Source organism: Sulfuricella sp. T08, from assembly GCF_000971475.1.
Lineage (GTDB): Bacteria > Pseudomonadota > Gammaproteobacteria > Burkholderiales > Sulfuricellaceae > Sulfuricella.
This window is the reverse complement of sequence record NZ_DF967521.1, coordinates 1-16,882: the sequence shown is the minus strand read 5'-3', so window position 1 is coordinate 16,882 and position 16,882 is coordinate 1. Positions and strand designations below refer to the sequence as shown.

The following is a 16,882-nucleotide window of genomic DNA, read 5'->3' as shown; positions in this document are numbered from 1 at the left end:
ACACTTATCGGCTGTATATTTTTAAAGAACAGGGCTTCAACCTAATGAAGCAGCGCTTCCTACTACCGAAGCGAGGTGCGCATTCTACAGAGTTATCGGAAAACTGCAACAACTCTTTTGCTTCACCTTACTCGTTACCGCATTGTTTTGCGCTATCGAGAGCGGCGCATTCTACAGAGTTTTTTTGTTTCGTCAAACCCTTATTTTCTGCGCCTTTCCTGTCACCGCGCTTGTTTGCGCTGCATCAGGAAGGTGCGCATTATATAGACCCAGACACGCTGGTCAAGGACTTTTGACGGATTTGTTACAATAAAATTACAAGTCATTGAAAAGCATCGGACTACGATCGCCTGTTTAGCTCACCGTGATGCGCGCAAACTTGCGTTTCCCCACCTGTGCCACAACAATTTCGCCGGTTTTTAGCTTGAGCGCCTTGTCGCTCAGCTTCTCGCCATCGAGCTTTACCCCGCCCTGATCGATCATGCGCAATGCGTCTGAGGTACTGGCGGTAAGCCCCGCCTGCTTGAGAACCTGGCTTATTGGCAACCCATCCGCCCCGCCGATCAGCGTGACCTCCGGCATTTCATCCGGCATCGCGCCTTGCCTGAAACGCGCTTCAAAATCCGCCAGGGCAGCTTCCGCTGCCGCCTTGCTGTGAAAGCGGGTAACGATCTCCTGGGCGAACATCACCTTGATATCGCGCGGGTTGCGCCCTTCCTGCGTCTCCGTTTTCCACTTGGACACCTGAGCCAATGGCTGAAATGAAAGCAATTCTATATAACGCCACATCAAATCATCCGACACGGACAGCAGCTTGCCGAACATTTCATTCGGCGCCTCGTGTATGCCTATATAGTTACCCAACGATTTGGACATCTTCTGCACGCCATCCAATCCCTCCAGGATCGGCATGGTCAAGACGACTTGAGGTGGCTGCCCGTAATGTTTCTGCAGCTCACGCCCAACCAACAGATTGAATTTCTGGTCGGTTCCTCCCAACTCCACATCCGCCTTCATCGCCACCGAATCGTATCCCTGGATCAACGGATAAAGGAACTCATGAATAGATATGGATTGGCCGGAGCTGTAGCGCTTATGAAAATCATCGCGTTCCAGCATGCGTGCCACGGTGTGCTTCGCCGCCAAGGCAATCAGATCGGAAGCGCTCATTTCAGCCATCCAGCTGGAGTTGAACATCACCAGCGTCTTTTCAGGATCAAGTATCTTGAAGATCTGCTGCTCGTAAGTTCGTGCGTTCTCGATCACGTCGTCGCGAGTCAACGGCTTGCGAGTCGCATTCTTACCGGTAGGATCACCGATCATGCCGGTAAAATCGCCGATCAGGAACATTGCCTCGTGCCCCAGCTCCTGAAACTGGCGTAACTTGTTAAGCAGTACAGTATGCCCGAGGTGCAAATCCGGCGCGGTAGGGTCGAACCCTGCCTTGACTCGCAACGACCTGCCAGTGGCAAGCTTTTCAATGAGCTCCTGCTCCACCAGCAATTCGTCACACCCTCTTTTTATTACCTGCAACGCTTCATTAACCTGGGTCATCTATAACCGCCTGCTTAAACAATATGTAATCGATTCGACCTTCACTGATCGCCCATCTTCTGGTAAGCTTCTGCCCACACTAAACGCTCAGGGAAGTCATGCAAAACAACGAGATCGGTATTTTAGCGCAAAAGCTGTTTGTGCAAGAACGAAAATTAAGCCTGCGCTGGCTGGTGGCCATTTCCAGCCTGCCATTATTCGGCATAGTTGCCGCCTTCGGTATTGCCCCGGACACACAAACGCGCCAGATCCCCGTCCACACTGTTATTGAAAACCTGCAACTTCCCAGTGCCGCCACACCGTCCAACATCGCCGGCAACTTCTGGCACGAGGAGAGAATTCAGCGTGGCGACACGATGTCAGCCCTGCTGGACCGCCTGAATGTCAATGATGAGGACATCACCGGATTCATGCAGAGCGCAAAGGACTCAAAAGCCCTGCGTCTGCTGATTCCCGGCCGAATTGTACGCGCCCAAACCGACTCGGAAGGAAATCTCCTCGCCCTGCAGTACATCAGCAGCAGCGAATCCATGCTGAAGGTAGAGAAACAGGCTGACGGGTTTAAGGCCAGCGACGATGCGGTGCCGCTCGAAACGCGCCTGATGATGAAATCGGCTGAAATCAAAAGCTCATTATTCGGCGCAACCGATGCCGCCAATATTCCAGACAATATCGCCATGCAAATCGCCGATATTTTTTCGTCAGACATTGACTTCCACAGCGACCTGCAAAAAGGGGACAAAGTCACCGTCGTCTATGAATCATTCTACAACAAGGGCGAGTTGATCAAGACCGGTCGCGTGCTTGCGGCGGAATTCATCAACAGCGGCAAGAGCTATCGTGCTGTTTATTTCCAGGATCGCGAAGGTCATGGTGGCTATTACACCCCCGAAGGCAAAAACCTGCGCAAGGCATTCTTGCGCTCCCCCCTGGAATTCTCTCGAATCACCTCTGGATTCACCAACGCCCGCTTCCACCCCGTGCTGAAAGAATGGCGCGCCCACAAAGGCATTGACTATGGCGCTCCCATCGGCACCCGGGTAAAAGCAGTGGCTGACGCCACCGTCAGCTACATTGGCAATCAACGCGGCTACGGCAATCTACTTGTGCTTCAGCATCAAGGCCAGTACAGCACCGCCTATGGTCATCTTTCCGCCTTTGCGAGAGGCCTGCACCGAGGCAGCAAAGTAAACCAAGGGGATACTGTTGCCTACGTTGGCATGACCGGCCTTGCTACAGGCCCTCATCTCCACTATGAATTCCGCATCGCTGGCGTACAGCGCAATCCCTTAAGCATTCCCCTGCCGACCGCCTTCCCTATCGCGACCCAGTACAAGGCCGATTTCAGCAAGATGGCCGAAAACCTGGCAATGCGTCTAAATTTGCTGAAGAATACCAATCTGGCATCACTCGACTAATACTCACCGGAATCATTTCGGCCAGCCGTTTTGAATCTGCCTTTCATCGCACCTGAATACTATGTCGGACTAATGTCCGGCACCAGTCTTGACGGTGTTGATGCAGTTCTGGCCGCTTTCGAAAACAATACCTGCAAACTGCTGCACAGCAAGTTCATCCCTTTTGACGAAGCACTGCGTATCGAATTGCTTGCGCTAAACAGCGCTGGAGCAAACGAACTTGAACGTGCGGCTGTGGCGGCAAACGAACTGTCGCGCCGCTATGCAGCGGCAGTCCAGACATTATTAGGAAATGCGAAAATCATGGCCGAGCAGGTGAAGGCCATCGGCTGCCACGGACAAACCGTGCGCCACCGCCCCGACCTCGGATTCACCATTCAGCTCGCAAATCCGGCGTTGCTGGCCGAACTGACCAACATTGCCGTGGTCGCCGACTTCAGGAGCCGCGATATCGCTGCCGGTGGACAGGGTGCGCCGCTAGTGCCTGCTTTTCATGCTGCATTGTTCAGCCATCCGGGACACCACCGTGTTATCGTCAACATTGGCGGCATCAGTAACCTGACCAGCCTGCCACCCCACGGCGGGGTGCTCGGATTCGACTGCGGGCCCGGCAATCTCTTGCTGGACGCCTGGACCACAAGGCACTTGGACCAGCCCTATGACAAGGATGGCACATGGGCGGCAAGTGGCCACCCCATCCCGGAATTGTTGCGGCAACTCCTCACCGAGCCGTTCTTTGCCTCGCCCCCACCCAAAAGTACCGGCCGCGATCTGTTTAATCTGCCTTGGCTGGAACATTTCCTGTCACCCGATTTTGCCCCGGCCGATGTTCAGGCTACCTTGCTTGAGCTGACCGTGAAAGCGATCACCGCTGCCATCCTGGGTCATTGCAGTACAGCCAGCGAGATTTACCTATGTGGAGGAGGCGCCCATAACGGGACCCTGATGCGCAGCCTGAAACAATCCCTGCCCAACAGAAGCATCGCGCCAACCGATGACTTAGGTGTGAACGCAGACTGGGTGGAGGCTTTTGCCTTTGCCTGGCTTGCCAAGCAGGCGCTTAATGGAAATCCCGGCAACTTGCCGGAGGTGACTGGGGCAAAAGGCGCGCGCATCCTCGGCGCAATCTACCCAGCTTGATAAAGACAAAAGGGGCGTAAGCCCCTTTTGTCTTGCCTGCTCCCTCTCCTCAATCCTCTCCCGCGAGCAGGAGAGGAAGTAAACGAGAGATCGCAAGGGTCTTCACCGTGGTTGTATTCCGCTGAAGCGGAACAACACACGCGAAAAGGCGCTTGCTTTAATCGAACGGCTTACGCTGAAAAAGACGAGCCGCAACCGCAGGTCGTGGTGGCGTTCGGGTTCTTGATCACGAACTGCGAACCTTGCAACCCTTCCTGATAATCAATCTCGGAACCCGCCAGATACTGGAAGCTCATCGGGTCGATCAGGAGAGCAACGCCGTTTTTCTCCACCGTGGTGTCATCTTCGTTGGTCGTCTCATCGAAGGTAAAGCCATACTGGAAACCGGAACAACCACCACCGCTGACAAACACGCGCAGCTTCAGACCCGGAATGCCTTCCTCATCGATCAACTGCTTCACCTTGGCTGCCGCGCTGTCAGTAAAGTTCAGCGGGCTGGGCATTTCAGTCACTGCATTCATTCTGTATCTCCTTATATAAACTACTAATGTTAATTATCCTATAGTTGAGTTATTTAGTCAATTACTCGGAACCGGCTGAACTTCTCCCGGTTGCTCGGCCACACCTTCCTGATGCACCAATTTTCCTTCCACAATCGCCCCAACATGCATCTCCAGGGTTTTGTAGAACACGTCACCTGTGACACGGGATTTCGATTGCAGTTCCACGTATTCTTGCGCCTGAACGGGACCCACAACGGTGCCATTAATCACCACGTGCGACACTCGAATCACCCCCTCGATCCGAGCCTGCTCGCTCAGCACCAGCGTGCTGGGCTGGTCACCCGTCTCGCTAACATTTCCCTTGATAGTGCCGTCCACCCTCAAGCCGCCACTGAAGAACACGTTGCCTTCAATTTTCGTACCGATACCAATCAATGAATCAATTCGGTTTTGCGGTCTGTTGCGTTTATTCTTTCCGAAAAACATCAGTTATCCTCATGACAAATTGACGGCTTGCACCAGCTTCGGCTGAACAGCACCGTTTTCGAACACACGTATCTGGACTTTTTTTACCTGCGCATTGGGCTCGACATGAAAAACCCCCTCCAAACGCTGGTAAAACTTGAAATTCAAATTATAGGCCTGTGCCTCTGCTTCCTTCGCGGCAGGAAGCGTCATGACCAGCTTTTCCCCCCCTCGGGTAAAACTGACCAGAAACTGCACTTTACCCTGAAATTCGCGCTCCCTTTGCCCACCCTGCAACAGCAATAACCTATAGCGGTACTCGCCCGGCATGGTGTTTTCAACTTTGAAACGGTAGATACTGAGATCGCCATCTCTCTTGTCGGAGGACATCTGCTTGCGTAAGAAGGTCAAATCCTCCTTCAATTGAGCATTCTCATCCTGCAACGTCTTGACGGTTTTGGCAAGATCATTCTGCGTCGCCTGCTCAATCTGCATCTTGCGATCGCTTTGCGCCCCATCTGAACGCAGACTGGCATTTTCCCGCTCCAGCGATCCAAGCTTCTCACGCAAGCGCTGCAACTCGTCCACTGTTGCACCGCGATCCAGGCCCGTAAAGCGTGCCCCAGCATTGTAAAACAGCCAGGACAACACTAATCCGCCGACCAGCAGAATCGCCGCCAGTAGCGGCAAGCGCCAGTACCACGCCACATGCCGACGCACCGCCAAAGGGGCCGCCGCTATGCCGAAACGGTGTTTCAGCCTGCGATCAAGCCTCATGGCAGCAGCGGAATCTGCTCCAGGCCCCTATTTTCGGGCAAATCAAACAGCAGATTCATATTTTGCACTGCCTGCCCGGCAGCGCCTTTGGTCAGATTGTCGATGACAGACAATACCACGGCGATATCACCGCCCTGCGGCCGGTGCACGGCAATGCGGCAGAAGTTGCCTCCACGCACCGAACGTGTCTCCGGATGCGCTCCAGCAGGAAGCACATCGACGAAATATTCATTGGCATAGCGCTTTTCATAGAGCGCCTGCAAGTCAACTTCAGCGGTCAGGCGCACATACAAAGTAGCGTGGATACCGCGAATCAGCGGCGTCAGATGGGGCACGAAAGTCAGTTGCACCGGCTTGCCCGCCACGAAAGTAAGACCCTGGCGAATCTCCGGCAGATGGCGATGCCCTGCCACTGCATAAGCCTTGAAGTTGTCGGCAGCCTCGCTGAACAGGGCTGCCACCTCGGCTTTGCGACCTGCGCCAGACACCCCTGACTTGCAATCAGCCACCAGATGACCGAGATCCGCCACACCCGCCTCGATCAGGGGGAGAAAGCCAAGTTGCGCCGCCGTCGGATAACAACCGGGATTGGCGATCAAGCGCGCTGTCCTGATTTGCGCGCGGTTGAGCTCAGGCAAGCCGTACACTGCTTCGGCAATCAGGTCAGGGCAGGCATGCTGCATGCCGTACCACTTTTCCCACAACGCCACGTCCTTGATGCGAAAATCCGCTGCCAGGTCGATGACGCGCACACCAGCATCGAGCAATTCGCGCGTTTGCTGCATGGCGATACCGTTAGGTGTTGCAAAAAACACCACGTCGCAGGATTTCAATGGCGCTTCGGCCGGGTCGACAAACTTCAGCCCCACCCTGCCGCGCAGATTGGGAAACATGTCGCTCACCGCCATTCCCGCTTCCTTGCGCGAGGTAATAGCCACCAACTCGACGTCCGGATGCTGCGCAAGCAGGCGCAGCAATTCCACTCCGGTATATCCCGTACCCCCAACGATCCCGACTTTAACCATATTGATCAATATCCCAATGTTGAATTTATCGATAATAATAGCCCTGTTGGCAATAGACAACAATTACCAACAGGCAACAAAAAAGCCGCCAAAGGGCGGCTTTTTTGCGATCGCAGCTGCGATTAACGCTTGGAGAACTGCTTAGCGCGGCGAGCTTTGCGCAGGCCGACTTTTTTCCGTTCAACTTCGCGCGCATCCCGAGTTACCAGACCTGCTGCACTCAAGGTAGGCTTCAGCGCTGCATCATAATCGATCAGGGCACGCGTAATACCGTGACGCACCGCGCCTGCCTGGCCGGACTCACCTCCGCCATGGACGTTGATCATAATATCGAACGTGCCCTGATGGCTGGTCAGTTCCAGCGGCTGACGCACAACCATGCGGCCGGTTTCGCGAGAAAAGAAAACATCCACTGGCTTGTCGTTGACGATGATGTCGCCTTTGCCTGGCTTCAGAAACACGCGTGCAACAGAAGACTTGCGCCGTCCCGTGCCGTAGTAGTAGGTGCCGATCATGATAATTCCTTAAATTTCCAGTACTTTGGGTTGCTGCGCGCTGTGCATGTGCTGCGCGCCTTTGTAAACTTTCAGCTTACGGAACATGGCGTAGCCCAGCGGACCTTTCGGCAGCATGCCCTTGACCGCTTTTTCCAATGGACGCTCCGGGAATCGGGCGTGCATCTTGGCGAAAGTGGTGCTGATAATACCGCCAGGATAGCCGGTATGGCGATGGTACACCTTACCTTCAGCCTTGTTGCCGGTAACGCGCAGCTTGTCCACGTTGATCACCACGATATAATCGCCGGTATCCACGTGCGGCGTATACTCGGGCTTGTGCTTGCCACGAAGACGCGATGCGATCTCGCTGGCCAAACGGCCCAAAACTTTGTCAGTGGCATCCACCACGTACCAATCACGTTTTACTTCGTGATCTTTTGCAGAAAAGGTTTTCATGCAGAAATTCCGGTTGCTGTATCAGATAAAGACGCGCATTTTATGTCAAGACCGCAGCTGCTGTCAAACGTTTGTCACTATCGCAGTGCTATAATTTCGCGGCTGAACAACTGACAAAAAAGGAAATCTCATGCAGGCACGGGTCAAATGGGTGGAAGACGCCAGCTTTCTAGGCATTACCGACAGCAACCACGCCGTTCTGATGGACGGCCCGCCTGACGCAGGCGGACGTAACCTCGGGCCGCGTCCGATGGAAATGCTGCTGCTCGGCGCCGGTGGCTGCACCGCTTTCGATGTTGTGGCAATCCTGAAAAAAAGCCGCCAGGCTGTCAGTGGCTGCGAAGTCTCCATCCAGGCCGATCGCGCAGACAAGGAACCCAAGGTGTTCACCAAGATGCATTTCCATTTCACGGTGCGCGGCAAGGGGGTCAAACCGGAGCAAGTAGAAAAAGCCATCAAGCTGTCCGCGGAGAAATACTGCTCGGCTTCGATCATGCTCGGCAAGACCGCCGAGATGACTCACGATTTCGAGATCGTGGAAGAGTAAAAACGCTTACCACAGAGGCACAGAGAAAACCTTTGAAACAGGGTCAAAGTCGTTTTTGACAAGTTTAGGGGTTTGTTTTTCTCTGTGCCTCTGTGTCTCTGTGGTTAATCCTTAAATCCGAAACGCAACCCCAGTCATCATCCTGGCGGAAAGCTTCATCGCCAGCTTCACCGGCGCAGGCAATTCCGCCCCGCCATGCTCCAGCGCCGTGGTAGCGTGCCGGGCCTCATCCTCCTTCATCTGTTCGACCACCGCACGGCTTTTTACATCGCTAGCCGGCAGACGCTGCAAATGGCCATCCAGATGGCGAACCACCTGCCGCTCTGTTTCAGCCAGAAAACCCAGATTCCATTTGTCACCCAACGCGCCGGCCAGCGCGCCGATCGCCAGCGAACCGGTATACCAGGTGGGGTTAAGCAGGCTTTTGCGTCCTCCCAGATCATTGATGCGGCTTTCGCACCAGTTCAGGTGCTCGGTTTCCTCGCTTGCCGCCTCTTTCAGCGCCTGCTGAATTTCGGGCTTGCGCGCCGTCAGCGCCTGCCCTTGGTAAAGCGCCTGCGCGCAGATCTCGCCGCTGTGGTTCACGCGCATCAGCGCCGCAGCCAGGCGTTTTTCGTCCTCGCCCATTTCAGCTTCAGCCAGGCTCTTTCCCGGCAATGGGCGTGAAGTACGCGCCGGGGCCAGCAAGGTGCGTAAGCCTTTGTCGAATTCCACGATCAAGTCATCTATTTTTATCATTATCAAACCCCATTTGTCGGGCCAGCAAAGTTATTGGATGAACCACTTCGATTTCGATACCCGCCGCCTTCAGACCAGCAGCCAGATGCATGGCGCAACCGATGTTGGAAGTTGCCAAAATCCGCGCACCGCTGGCCTTTACTGCCTCTATTTTATCAGCAAGCAAGCTTGCCGCCATATCCGGCTGAGTCAGAAAATAAGTCCCTGCCGCACCGCAGCACTGGTCGCTCCCCGCGAGCGGCACAACCGTCGTGCCAGGAATGCGGCGCAGCAGATCATAGGGCTTGTCCTGGCAATGCAGCACATTTCGCATCAAACAGGGCTCATGCACCGCCACTTTTTCTGCCAGTGGCGCAATTCCGGCCTCTTCCCAGCCCCCAGCCTCGCCCAGGAATTCGCTGATGTCCCTCACCCTGCCCGCGAAATCTGGCGGATAGCTTTTCAACGCCGTACCACACCCGGCGGCGGTCGAGATCACGGCCTCCACATTCACCCCCGTGTATGCCCGGAGATTCTGCTCCTCAAACATACGCACCTTCTCCGGTTCACCCAGACTCGCATGCATGGCACCGCAACAGCCCTGCCGGGGCGGCACATGCACGGTATAACCGAGCCGGTTGAGGACAAAAATCGAGGCCGAGAGAGTTTCGACGTCCGCCACCCGCGCCACACAGCCGAGAAACAACCCCACCTCGCCACGCGCCTTGCCTGCAGCCGGATAAACCGCCTTCCAGACTGGCTGTGGCCTCAGTGGCGGCAGCCGTGCCGAGATCCGCACCAGACCAAACCGCATCAACCAGCCAGCCTTGCCCGCCATAACCTGCCATGTACGCAATGCCCCACCCACCAGGCGCAACATGGACGGCCGGGTCGCCACGCCGTCCATTAACGCGCGCCGCCCCAGCCGCTGCAGCACGCTGCGCTGGCGGGATTTCTCTACGATACCCCGCACTCCGTTGATCAAGCGGCCATATTCTACGTTATTCGGACAGACATTCTCGCAAGCACGGCAGGCAAGACATAAATCGATATGCACCTGAAACCGTTGGTTTGCAGGAATGCGCTGCTCCAGCACGCCCTGCATCAGCGCAATGCGCCCGCGCGGCGAATCCGCCTCGCTCAGCGTCTTGCGGTAAGTGGGACAATGCGGCAGACACAGGCCGCAGGAAACACAGCGGGCAGCCATATCGACTAACGTATCAGGAATTTTGCTTTGAGGGAGCCGGATGGGAACACTCATAGACAGGGCAATCGGCCCACTTGGTTGCGCGCGTCAAGCAACATTGGGAACGTCCATCACCTCGCATAGCGCGGCGTAAACCCGACGCATGAACTCCGCATCACAGGTAGCGAGCGCCTGACCAATCAAACGCCTATTGTCTACTGCACGTAGCTGATCCACCAGAACATCGGAAACCTGCTCAAGCTGATCTTGCGCAGGCAAACGCAGACGTAGCGGTTCCGCATCTTCGATCAGCTTGGTCGTCAGCGGCAGCACCAGCGTCGAAGGATGGCCCGCATCGAGTAGCGCCTGGCTTTGCACAATCAGAACAGGGCGAGTCTTCCCCGGTTCCGTGCCACGTCCAGGGTTGAGGTTGGCAAGCCATACCTCGCCGTGATTAAGCGTCAACATCATGCTCAATGGCTTCAAATTCCGCATTCACAACCATGCTCTCTGCCCTGACTCGTTGCGATGCCTGCATCAAGCGTTGCCTGCGGCTCTGCTCCTGCAAGCGTTTGTTCATCTCTTCAATGGCGAGCCTGAAGTATTCGGAGCGAGGAATATGCAACAATTTCGCACCATTATCAGCCTCCTTGAGCAGGGGATCTGGCAGGCGCACTGAAATCGTATTCATAATTGTATTCCTATATTGAATTCTATTCTGAATTACAGAGTACAACACAGAAACCCTATCGTCAATTCACTCATAATCACCAACAAAAAATGGGCCTCCGAAGAGGACCATTTTAAGCTTCCCAAATTAAGCCAGACTGAACCAGCAAGAAATCTTTAGGGGGGTAATACTCAAGGACAGGGCAACAGTCCCGTTTGTGGCGCAGCTTTAATAATGATAACGGCAGGCAAGGAGATGAAGCACATCCTCTTCCACCCGATAAACCAAGCGATGCTCGTCGTCAATCCGACGACTCCAGCAACCCGAAAGATCAAAGCGCAACCCTTCCGGCTTACCGATCCCTTCAAAGGGGGAACGTTGAATATCGCGTATCAGCGCATTGATACGCTTTACCTTCTTGGGGTCGGCGTGCAACCAGTAGCCATAATCCTCCCAGGCATGGGGGTGAAACAGGATTTTCATTCGCCGACTTCGGTCAGCGTCTGTTCCTCGCCACCTCCATCGCGCAAGCTTTCCAGGCTTTCACGCAGACGTGCGGCCATTTTAGGACTCCTCATCAAGTAAGATGTTTCCTCGATGGCTGAATAATCCGCATAAGAGAGCATCACTGTCTTCTCCCCGTTGCGCCGAACAACAATGACCGGTTCGTGCGTATCGCACACCCGATCCATCACTTTCTTCAGATTGCTCCGCAATTCACTATAAGAAAGCGCTTCCATAAACCACCTCGCCCGAAACATTTTAATGTACTTATAATTGTACAATATTATCATCCATCGCACCAATAAAAAACGGGCCTCCGAAGAGGCCCGTTTTGCTTCACACTTCAAGCCGGACTAGCCGGCGAGAAATTAGAAGTTGTGACGCATACCGAAGGACCAAGCTGACGGATCTGCATCAGCGCCCTTGGCAGTGACGGAACCAGTAGCGCCGGCGCCATTCAGGCCATAGGCGCCGTTGGTGTCATTGCTCAGCTTGACGTATTGAGCATACACCTTGGTGCGCTTGCTCATGTTGTGGTCAACACCCAGCGCCCACTGCTTGGCACCGCTAGCTGAGGTACCCGCAGCATCGCCAACATGGGTATAAGCCAGTTTCAGGTCGTTGCTACCCATGCTGTACTTGCCGCCCAAAGTATAGGCTTTATGACCGGTATCCGCGTTAGCCGTTCCCAGATCGTTGCTGATTTTCTCATAGGCGAAACCCACTTCGAACGCAGGCATGATCTTGTAACCCACGCCCAGCTTCCAAGCCTTTTCAGAACGGTTAGCAAGGCCAGCAACACCCAGGGTACCAGTGGAGGTGGCGGCTGAACCAGGAGTAACAACTGCTGTGCCAGCAACCAGACTAGTAGGAGTCACAATTGTAGCGGAGCCGGCAGCGGTAGCATCACCGAAGTTATGCTTCTCATAAGCCAGGGAAGCCATCAACGGGCCGTTGTCGTACATGCCCATCAGCGACCAGGCACCGCCCTTGGCTTGGCCAGAGGTGGTGGCAGTTTCAGCACCAGACACGTGAGCGATGGCAGCATGCATGCCGCTCACGGTCGGGGAGATGTAAGCCACGACATCGGACTGGCGACCGTCGAATGAGCCAGCGCCTTGACCCATCAGGTTGCGGTTGTCGGCCAGGCCGTCACCGAAGTAGTCCAGGCTGCGGGTGGCCAGCTTGTACGGGGTGTCGTGGCGACCGAGGATTGCGGTGCCTGCGGTCTTGCTGCTCAGACCGGCGAAGGTGTTACGACCACCGAAGGTGGTACCACCGGTGGCGCTGGAGGACAAACCATTGCCATCAGCATTGATCTGGGATTCAATCTGCCAGATAGCGGCAAGGCCGTTGCCCAGATCTTCAGTACCTTTGAAGCCCAGACGGGAACTGTTGGAGGACACCTTTTGGGTGCGGATGCCTTGAGCGGTAGCAGTGTTGCCGTTGTCGGTGATGTCGTAGGACACGTCCATGATGCCGTAGATGGACACGTTACCGCTGTCAGCCATGGCTGCAGCAGGAGCGATCGCGGCAGCAACTGCCAAAGCAATAAGTTTCTTGTTCATGTATAGATCTCCTTGAGAGTAGGGTTTTGCAACGAGGCTCATCATTGAGCCCTGTCTTTTACAGACGAGTTCATTATCACCACTCTTCCCCAAGGATTCCAAGCACTAGTCGACAAAAACGTCTTGTTTTTCGTTGAAATGGGAAAATGTGTTGTTTTTTTGCAACGACTACTATTTGCTAATCGCCAATAGCGTATCAAGCTTGTCATTCACCAAGAGTCTGTCGGCGTTCGACAACACCCCCACTTTGGCAACGACAAACCGGTGATCGAGCGTGAACAGTTTCATGCGCACGACGGATGGCGCTGGCAAGCCAGCCTGCGACAGATCGGCTATCCTGACATCTAGAGGCCATGGCGCGTTCTTTTCGCTGGTGATCATCGCCATGACGCTATGGCCAATCTTTGCATTAAAGGTAGCGTGATCCGACAAAACCAACGCCGGGCGACGTTTTTGCATTGCGGAATCTGTAAAGGGGAACGGGACAGTGACAACATCGTACTTTTTATAAGCCACGGTATGCCTCCTCGTCATTCTCCGAAGCCCATTCGCTCAGGGTTCCGGCTAGCGCCTTGGCGTATTCCACATCCAGCGGCACAACCCGTCGCAAGCGCACCACCCCATTCTCAAGCTCAAAGGCGACCATGTCCCCCTGCTGAATGCCGAGCTTTTCGCGCACTTCCAATGGGATTGTCGTCTGATATTTGGTTGTCACTTTCGAAGCTAGCATAGTCCCTCCACGCATTACAGTAATACTGTAATACTATAGATTGCCTGCCGGGCTTCGTCAAGAATTTATCCTAACGGCGATTCACCGCAAAGGACGCAAAGGTTCGCAAGGGAAAACCAAACCCTTCAGACATCCAGTGCGTAGCCTGGATGAAGCGTAGCGTAATCCGGGAGTGCCCGGCAGGGCGCAATAGAGCAATACACCCTCCACCGCCCCATCCCGCCACTCGGCGGAATGCCCCGGATTACGGCCTTTGGCCTTCATCCAGGCTACACCGCTTGTACCAACTACCCGTTTTAATTGCACCCGTTTACGTTTAGCGTCTAGCCGAACAGCCGCGCCAGTTCGACACCCGGATCATCGGCCCGCATGAAGGCCTCGCCGACCAGGAAGGCGTTGACGCCATGGCTTTGCATCAGCCGCACGTCCGCCGGCTTGAGGATACCGCTTTCGGTGATAACGATGCGGTCGGTAGAAATGCGCGGCAGCAGGTCAAGGGTGGTTTCGAGACGGGTTTCGAAAGTGCGCAGGTTGCGGTTGTTGATGCCAATCAGCGGGGTCTTGAGTTGTAGTGCAGCATCCAGTTCCGCAGCATCGTGCGACTCCACCAGCACTGCCATGCCCAGTTCGTGGGCCAGCGCCTCCAGTTCTTTCATCTGCGACAGCTCCAGCGCCGCCACGATCAGCAGAATAGCGTCGGCACCGATGGTGCGGGCACGACATATCTGGTAAGGATCGATCATGAAGTCCTTGCGCAGCACCGGAATGTTGCAGGCCGCGCGCGCTTCGATCAAGTGGTTCTTGCTGCCCTGGAAAAACTGCACGTCGGTCAACACCGACAGGCAGGCCGCGCCGTGCTGCTCGTAGCTCCTGGCAATTGCGGCGGGATCGAAGTTCTCCCGGATTACCCCTCTGGAAGGACTGGCCTTCTTGATCTCGGCGATCACCGCCGGTTTGCCTGACGCAATTTTGGCGCGAATGGCACCAACGAAATCACGCGGCTTCGGCATTGCCTCCGCCTCGGTGCGCACGGCCGCATAGGGTTTCTTCGCCACAGCCCGGGCGACTTCGGCTTGTTTGACTTCGAGGATTTTTTGCAGGATGTCGGACATGCTTCTTAATTTACCACAGCGACACAGAGGCACAGAGAAAAGCAAAATCCCAATCTCTAAAAACCGGTTTTCTCTGTGCCTCTGTGCCTCTGTGGTTATTCGGCTTTAAAACGATTCGAGACTGCAATCAGCTGATCGAGCTTGACCCTGGCCTCGCCGCTGGCGATTGCCGCGCGTGCCCGCTCGATGCCTTCAGCCAGGGTTTGTGCGCGGCCGGCCACATAAATGGCGGCACCGGCATTGAGCAGCACGATGTCCCGCGCAGGGCCGGGCAGGTTGTCAAGCACGCCGAGCAGCATGTCCCTGGCTTGGGCGGCGTCCCATACCTTCAGCACTTCCAGAGTGCAGGGCTCGAAGCCGAATTCGCGCGGATGAAGGGTAAATTCGCTGATTTCACCCTGCTTCAGCTCGCCGACCAGGGTTTCGCCGGAAAGGGTGATTTCATCCATGCCGTCGCTGCCGTGCACCACCATCACGTGACTGCTGCCGAGGCGTTGCAGCACGCGAGCCTGAATGCCGACCAGGTCAGGATGAAATACGCCCATGACCTGGTTGCCGGCACCGGCAGGGTTGGTAAGCGGTCCCAGCACGTTGAACAAGGTACGCACGCCCAATTCGCGGCGTACTGGCGCGGCGTGCTTCATGGCGCCGTGGAAATTGGGGGCGAACATAAAGCCGATACCAATTTCGTCTATAGACCCGCCCACCTGCTCCGGCGTCAGGTTGAGGTTGACACCGAGCGCCTCCAGCACGTCCGCCGAACCACAGGTGGAAGACACCGAACGTCCGCCGTGCTTGGCCACCTTGGCGCCGGCCGCGGCGGCAACAAAAGCAGCGGCAGTGGAGATGTTGAAGGTGTGGGCGGCATCGCCCCCAGTGCCACACGTGTCCACCAGATGGTCGTGGTTCGCGACTGGCACCTTGGTGGCGAATTCGCGCATCACTTGGGCAGCAGCAGCGATTTCCCCCACGGTTTCCTTTTTCACCCGCAGACCGATAAGTATGCCTGCGATCTGCGCCGGCGTCAGCTCCCCACCCATGATCTGGCGCATCAAGGACAGCATCTCGTCGTAAAAAATTTCGCGCTGCTCGACCAACCTGGTCAGCGCCTGTTGCGGCGTGATCATGGCCGCTTCTCCTTAAGGAAGTTAGCCAGCATTTCGTGGCCGTATTCGGTCAGGATGGATTCGGGATGGAACTGCACGCCTTCCACCTGCAGGGTCTTGTGGCGCACGCCCATGATCTCGCCGTCTTCGGTCCAGGCGGTAATTTCCAGGCAATCAGGAATGCTCTCGCGCTCGATCACCAGTGAATGGTAGCGGGTAGCGCGGAATGGATTGGGCAGCCCTTTGAACACACCCGTATCCTTGTGGTGGATCATCGAGGTCTTGCCATGCATCAGTTGCGTAGCGTGGACAATTTTTCCTCCGAAGGCCTGGCCGATGCTCTGGTGACCCAGACACACCCCGAGAACCGGCACCTTGCCGGCAAATTCCTTGATCAGCAGCACCGAGATGCCCGCCTCGTTGGGCGTGCACGGCCCGGGGGAAATCACGATATGGTCGGGCTTGAGCGCCGCAACCTGTTCCACAGTGATTTCATCGTTGCGGAATACCCGCACCTCTGCACCCAACTCGCCGAAATACTGCACCAGGTTGTAGGTGAAGGAATCATAATTATCGATCATCAGCAGCATGTGTTTCTATATCCTTTTGATTATCCTGCAATCAATTGCCACACATGTTCACTGATTGTAGATATTTACCACCAATTTACCACCATTTTGAATTGGTACTTTTTCATCGGTTTTTACGCCATTTTTGGCCGTTTCCGCACCGGAGGCGATTTCTCAGTGGGAATTATCTCACATCATCAGCAGAACGTAACTGGGGCACTGCGTAGCCAGCCGAGAATACTCTGTGTTGATTTGCGTTTAAAACTGACCCACTAACCATAGAGATTTGCATGGAATTTTGACCCACGTTTATACACTGACCTACTCGGGAACGAGTG

23 protein-coding genes are annotated in these 16,882 nt (G+C 55.2%); 4 read left to right on the top strand and 19 right to left on the bottom strand.

From position 1 onward, the window contains the following. A partial coding sequence (locus SCT_RS17535) for a hypothetical protein (protein WP_237759530.1) occupies positions 1-296 on the top strand: 296 nt, incomplete at its 5' end. Between the two features lie 58 nt (positions 297-354). On the opposite strand, the gene tyrS is transcribed toward SCT_RS17535, so the two are convergent. Beyond that, on the bottom strand, positions 355-1,554 hold the full coding sequence (gene tyrS / locus SCT_RS00460) for a tyrosine--tRNA ligase (RefSeq protein WP_059417702.1): 1,200 nt from the start codon (positions 1,552-1,554) through the stop codon (positions 355-357). Positions 1,555-1,652: 98 nt separating this feature from the next. Between tyrS and SCT_RS00455 the strand changes: the two genes are divergently transcribed. Continuing rightward, positions 1,653-2,972, top strand: a complete 1,320-nt coding sequence (locus SCT_RS00455; RefSeq protein WP_059417700.1) for an OapA family protein — start codon at positions 1,653-1,655, stop codon at positions 2,970-2,972. A gap of 30 nt (positions 2,973-3,002) precedes the next feature. Further along, on the top strand, positions 3,003-4,112 hold the full coding sequence (locus SCT_RS00450) for an anhydro-N-acetylmuramic acid kinase (RefSeq protein ID WP_237759529.1): 1,110 nt from the start codon (positions 3,003-3,005) through the stop codon (positions 4,110-4,112). 170 nt (positions 4,113-4,282) lie between these two features. Here the strand turns inward: SCT_RS00450 and erpA are convergent, their stop codons facing one another. The 6 genes from erpA to rplM form a co-directional block, all read right to left on the bottom strand. Beyond that, on the bottom strand, positions 4,283-4,633 hold the full coding sequence (erpA, locus tag SCT_RS00445) for an iron-sulfur cluster insertion protein ErpA (protein WP_009207722.1): 351 nt from the start codon (positions 4,631-4,633) through the stop codon (positions 4,283-4,285). 57 nt (positions 4,634-4,690) lie between these two features. Beyond that, on the bottom strand, positions 4,691-5,101 hold the full coding sequence (locus tag SCT_RS00440; protein WP_059417698.1) for a polymer-forming cytoskeletal protein: 411 nt from the start codon (positions 5,099-5,101) through the stop codon (positions 4,691-4,693). Positions 5,102-5,110: 9 nt separating this feature from the next. After that, positions 5,111-5,857 carry a DUF6776 family protein gene (locus SCT_RS00435; RefSeq protein WP_059417695.1) on the bottom strand — a complete coding sequence of 249 codons (747 nt, stop codon included), beginning with the start codon at positions 5,855-5,857 and terminating at the stop codon, positions 5,111-5,113. Continuing rightward, positions 5,854-6,882 carry an N-acetyl-gamma-glutamyl-phosphate reductase gene (gene argC / locus SCT_RS00430; protein ID WP_059417693.1) on the bottom strand — a complete coding sequence of 343 codons (1,029 nt, stop codon included), beginning with the start codon at positions 6,880-6,882 and terminating at the stop codon, positions 5,854-5,856. Before argC ends, SCT_RS00435 begins: the two co-directional genes overlap by 4 nt. A gap of 122 nt (positions 6,883-7,004) precedes the next feature. Then, positions 7,005-7,397 carry a 30S ribosomal protein S9 gene (rpsI, locus tag SCT_RS00425; protein WP_059417692.1) on the bottom strand — a complete coding sequence of 131 codons (393 nt, stop codon included), beginning with the start codon at positions 7,395-7,397 and terminating at the stop codon, positions 7,005-7,007. Between the two features lie 9 nt (positions 7,398-7,406). Continuing rightward, complete coding sequence (rplM, locus tag SCT_RS00420; RefSeq protein WP_059417690.1) at positions 7,407-7,835, bottom strand: 50S ribosomal protein L13; 429 nt, start codon at positions 7,833-7,835, stop codon at positions 7,407-7,409. 130 nt (positions 7,836-7,965) lie between these two features. On the opposite strand from rplM, the gene SCT_RS00415 reads away from it, so the two are divergent. Continuing rightward, complete coding sequence (locus tag SCT_RS00415) at positions 7,966-8,382, top strand: OsmC family protein (RefSeq protein ID WP_059417686.1); 417 nt, start codon at positions 7,966-7,968, stop codon at positions 8,380-8,382. A 111-nt stretch (positions 8,383-8,493) separates the two neighbouring features. Here SCT_RS00415 and coq7 read toward each other — a convergent pair whose 3' ends face one another. The 12 genes from coq7 to SCT_RS00355 all read right to left on the bottom strand — a co-directional run bounded on the left by coq7 (position 8,494) and on the right by SCT_RS00355 (position 16,565). Then, positions 8,494-9,120, bottom strand: a complete 627-nt coding sequence (coq7, locus tag SCT_RS00410) for a 2-polyprenyl-3-methyl-6-methoxy-1,4-benzoquinone monooxygenase (RefSeq protein ID WP_059417684.1) — start codon at positions 9,118-9,120, stop codon at positions 8,494-8,496. After that, positions 9,104-10,306, bottom strand: a complete 1,203-nt coding sequence (locus SCT_RS00405) for a (Fe-S)-binding protein (RefSeq protein WP_237759528.1) — start codon at positions 10,304-10,306, stop codon at positions 9,104-9,106. The genes coq7 and SCT_RS00405 overlap by 17 nt, the downstream gene beginning before the upstream one ends. A gap of 87 nt (positions 10,307-10,393) precedes the next feature. Beyond that, positions 10,394-10,756 carry a type II toxin-antitoxin system PemK/MazF family toxin gene (locus tag SCT_RS00400; protein WP_059417678.1) on the bottom strand — a complete coding sequence of 121 codons (363 nt, stop codon included), beginning with the start codon at positions 10,754-10,756 and terminating at the stop codon, positions 10,394-10,396. Continuing rightward, entirely contained in the window at positions 10,740-10,976 is a 237-nt protein-coding gene (locus tag SCT_RS00395) for a hypothetical protein (protein WP_059417676.1), read from the bottom strand. Before SCT_RS00395 ends, SCT_RS00400 begins: the two co-directional genes overlap by 17 nt. Before the next feature lie 207 nt (positions 10,977-11,183). Continuing rightward, entirely contained in the window at positions 11,184-11,438 is a 255-nt protein-coding gene (locus tag SCT_RS00390) for a Txe/YoeB family addiction module toxin (protein ID WP_059417674.1), read from the bottom strand. Then, on the bottom strand, positions 11,435-11,695 hold the full coding sequence (locus SCT_RS00385; protein ID WP_059417671.1) for a type II toxin-antitoxin system Phd/YefM family antitoxin: 261 nt from the start codon (positions 11,693-11,695) through the stop codon (positions 11,435-11,437). The genes SCT_RS00390 and SCT_RS00385 overlap by 4 nt, the downstream gene beginning before the upstream one ends. Before the next feature lie 132 nt (positions 11,696-11,827). Beyond that, entirely contained in the window at positions 11,828-13,027 is a 1,200-nt protein-coding gene (locus tag SCT_RS00380; protein WP_059417669.1) for a porin, read from the bottom strand. Positions 13,028-13,198: 171 nt separating this feature from the next. Continuing rightward, positions 13,199-13,543 carry a type II toxin-antitoxin system PemK/MazF family toxin gene (locus tag SCT_RS00375; RefSeq protein WP_059417667.1) on the bottom strand — a complete coding sequence of 115 codons (345 nt, stop codon included), beginning with the start codon at positions 13,541-13,543 and terminating at the stop codon, positions 13,199-13,201. Continuing rightward, positions 13,533-13,757 (bottom strand): AbrB/MazE/SpoVT family DNA-binding domain-containing protein, encoded by a 225-nt coding sequence (locus tag SCT_RS00370; protein ID WP_059417666.1) that lies wholly within the window; start codon positions 13,755-13,757, stop codon positions 13,533-13,535. The genes SCT_RS00375 and SCT_RS00370 overlap by 11 nt, the downstream gene beginning before the upstream one ends. A gap of 323 nt (positions 13,758-14,080) precedes the next feature. Continuing rightward, entirely contained in the window at positions 14,081-14,869 is a 789-nt protein-coding gene (gene trpC, locus SCT_RS00365) for an indole-3-glycerol phosphate synthase TrpC (RefSeq protein WP_059417665.1), read from the bottom strand. A gap of 95 nt (positions 14,870-14,964) precedes the next feature. Next, the gene (trpD, locus tag SCT_RS00360) at positions 14,965-15,996 is read right to left on the bottom strand and encodes an anthranilate phosphoribosyltransferase (RefSeq protein WP_059417663.1); all 1,032 of its coding nucleotides are present in this window, start codon (positions 15,994-15,996) and stop codon (positions 14,965-14,967) included. Beyond that, positions 15,993-16,565: an aminodeoxychorismate/anthranilate synthase component II gene (locus SCT_RS00355; RefSeq protein ID WP_059417660.1), complete on the bottom strand. Its 573-nt coding sequence runs from the start codon at positions 16,563-16,565 to the stop codon at positions 15,993-15,995. The genes trpD and SCT_RS00355 overlap by 4 nt, the downstream gene beginning before the upstream one ends. Positions 16,566-16,882: the final 317 nt, after the last annotated feature.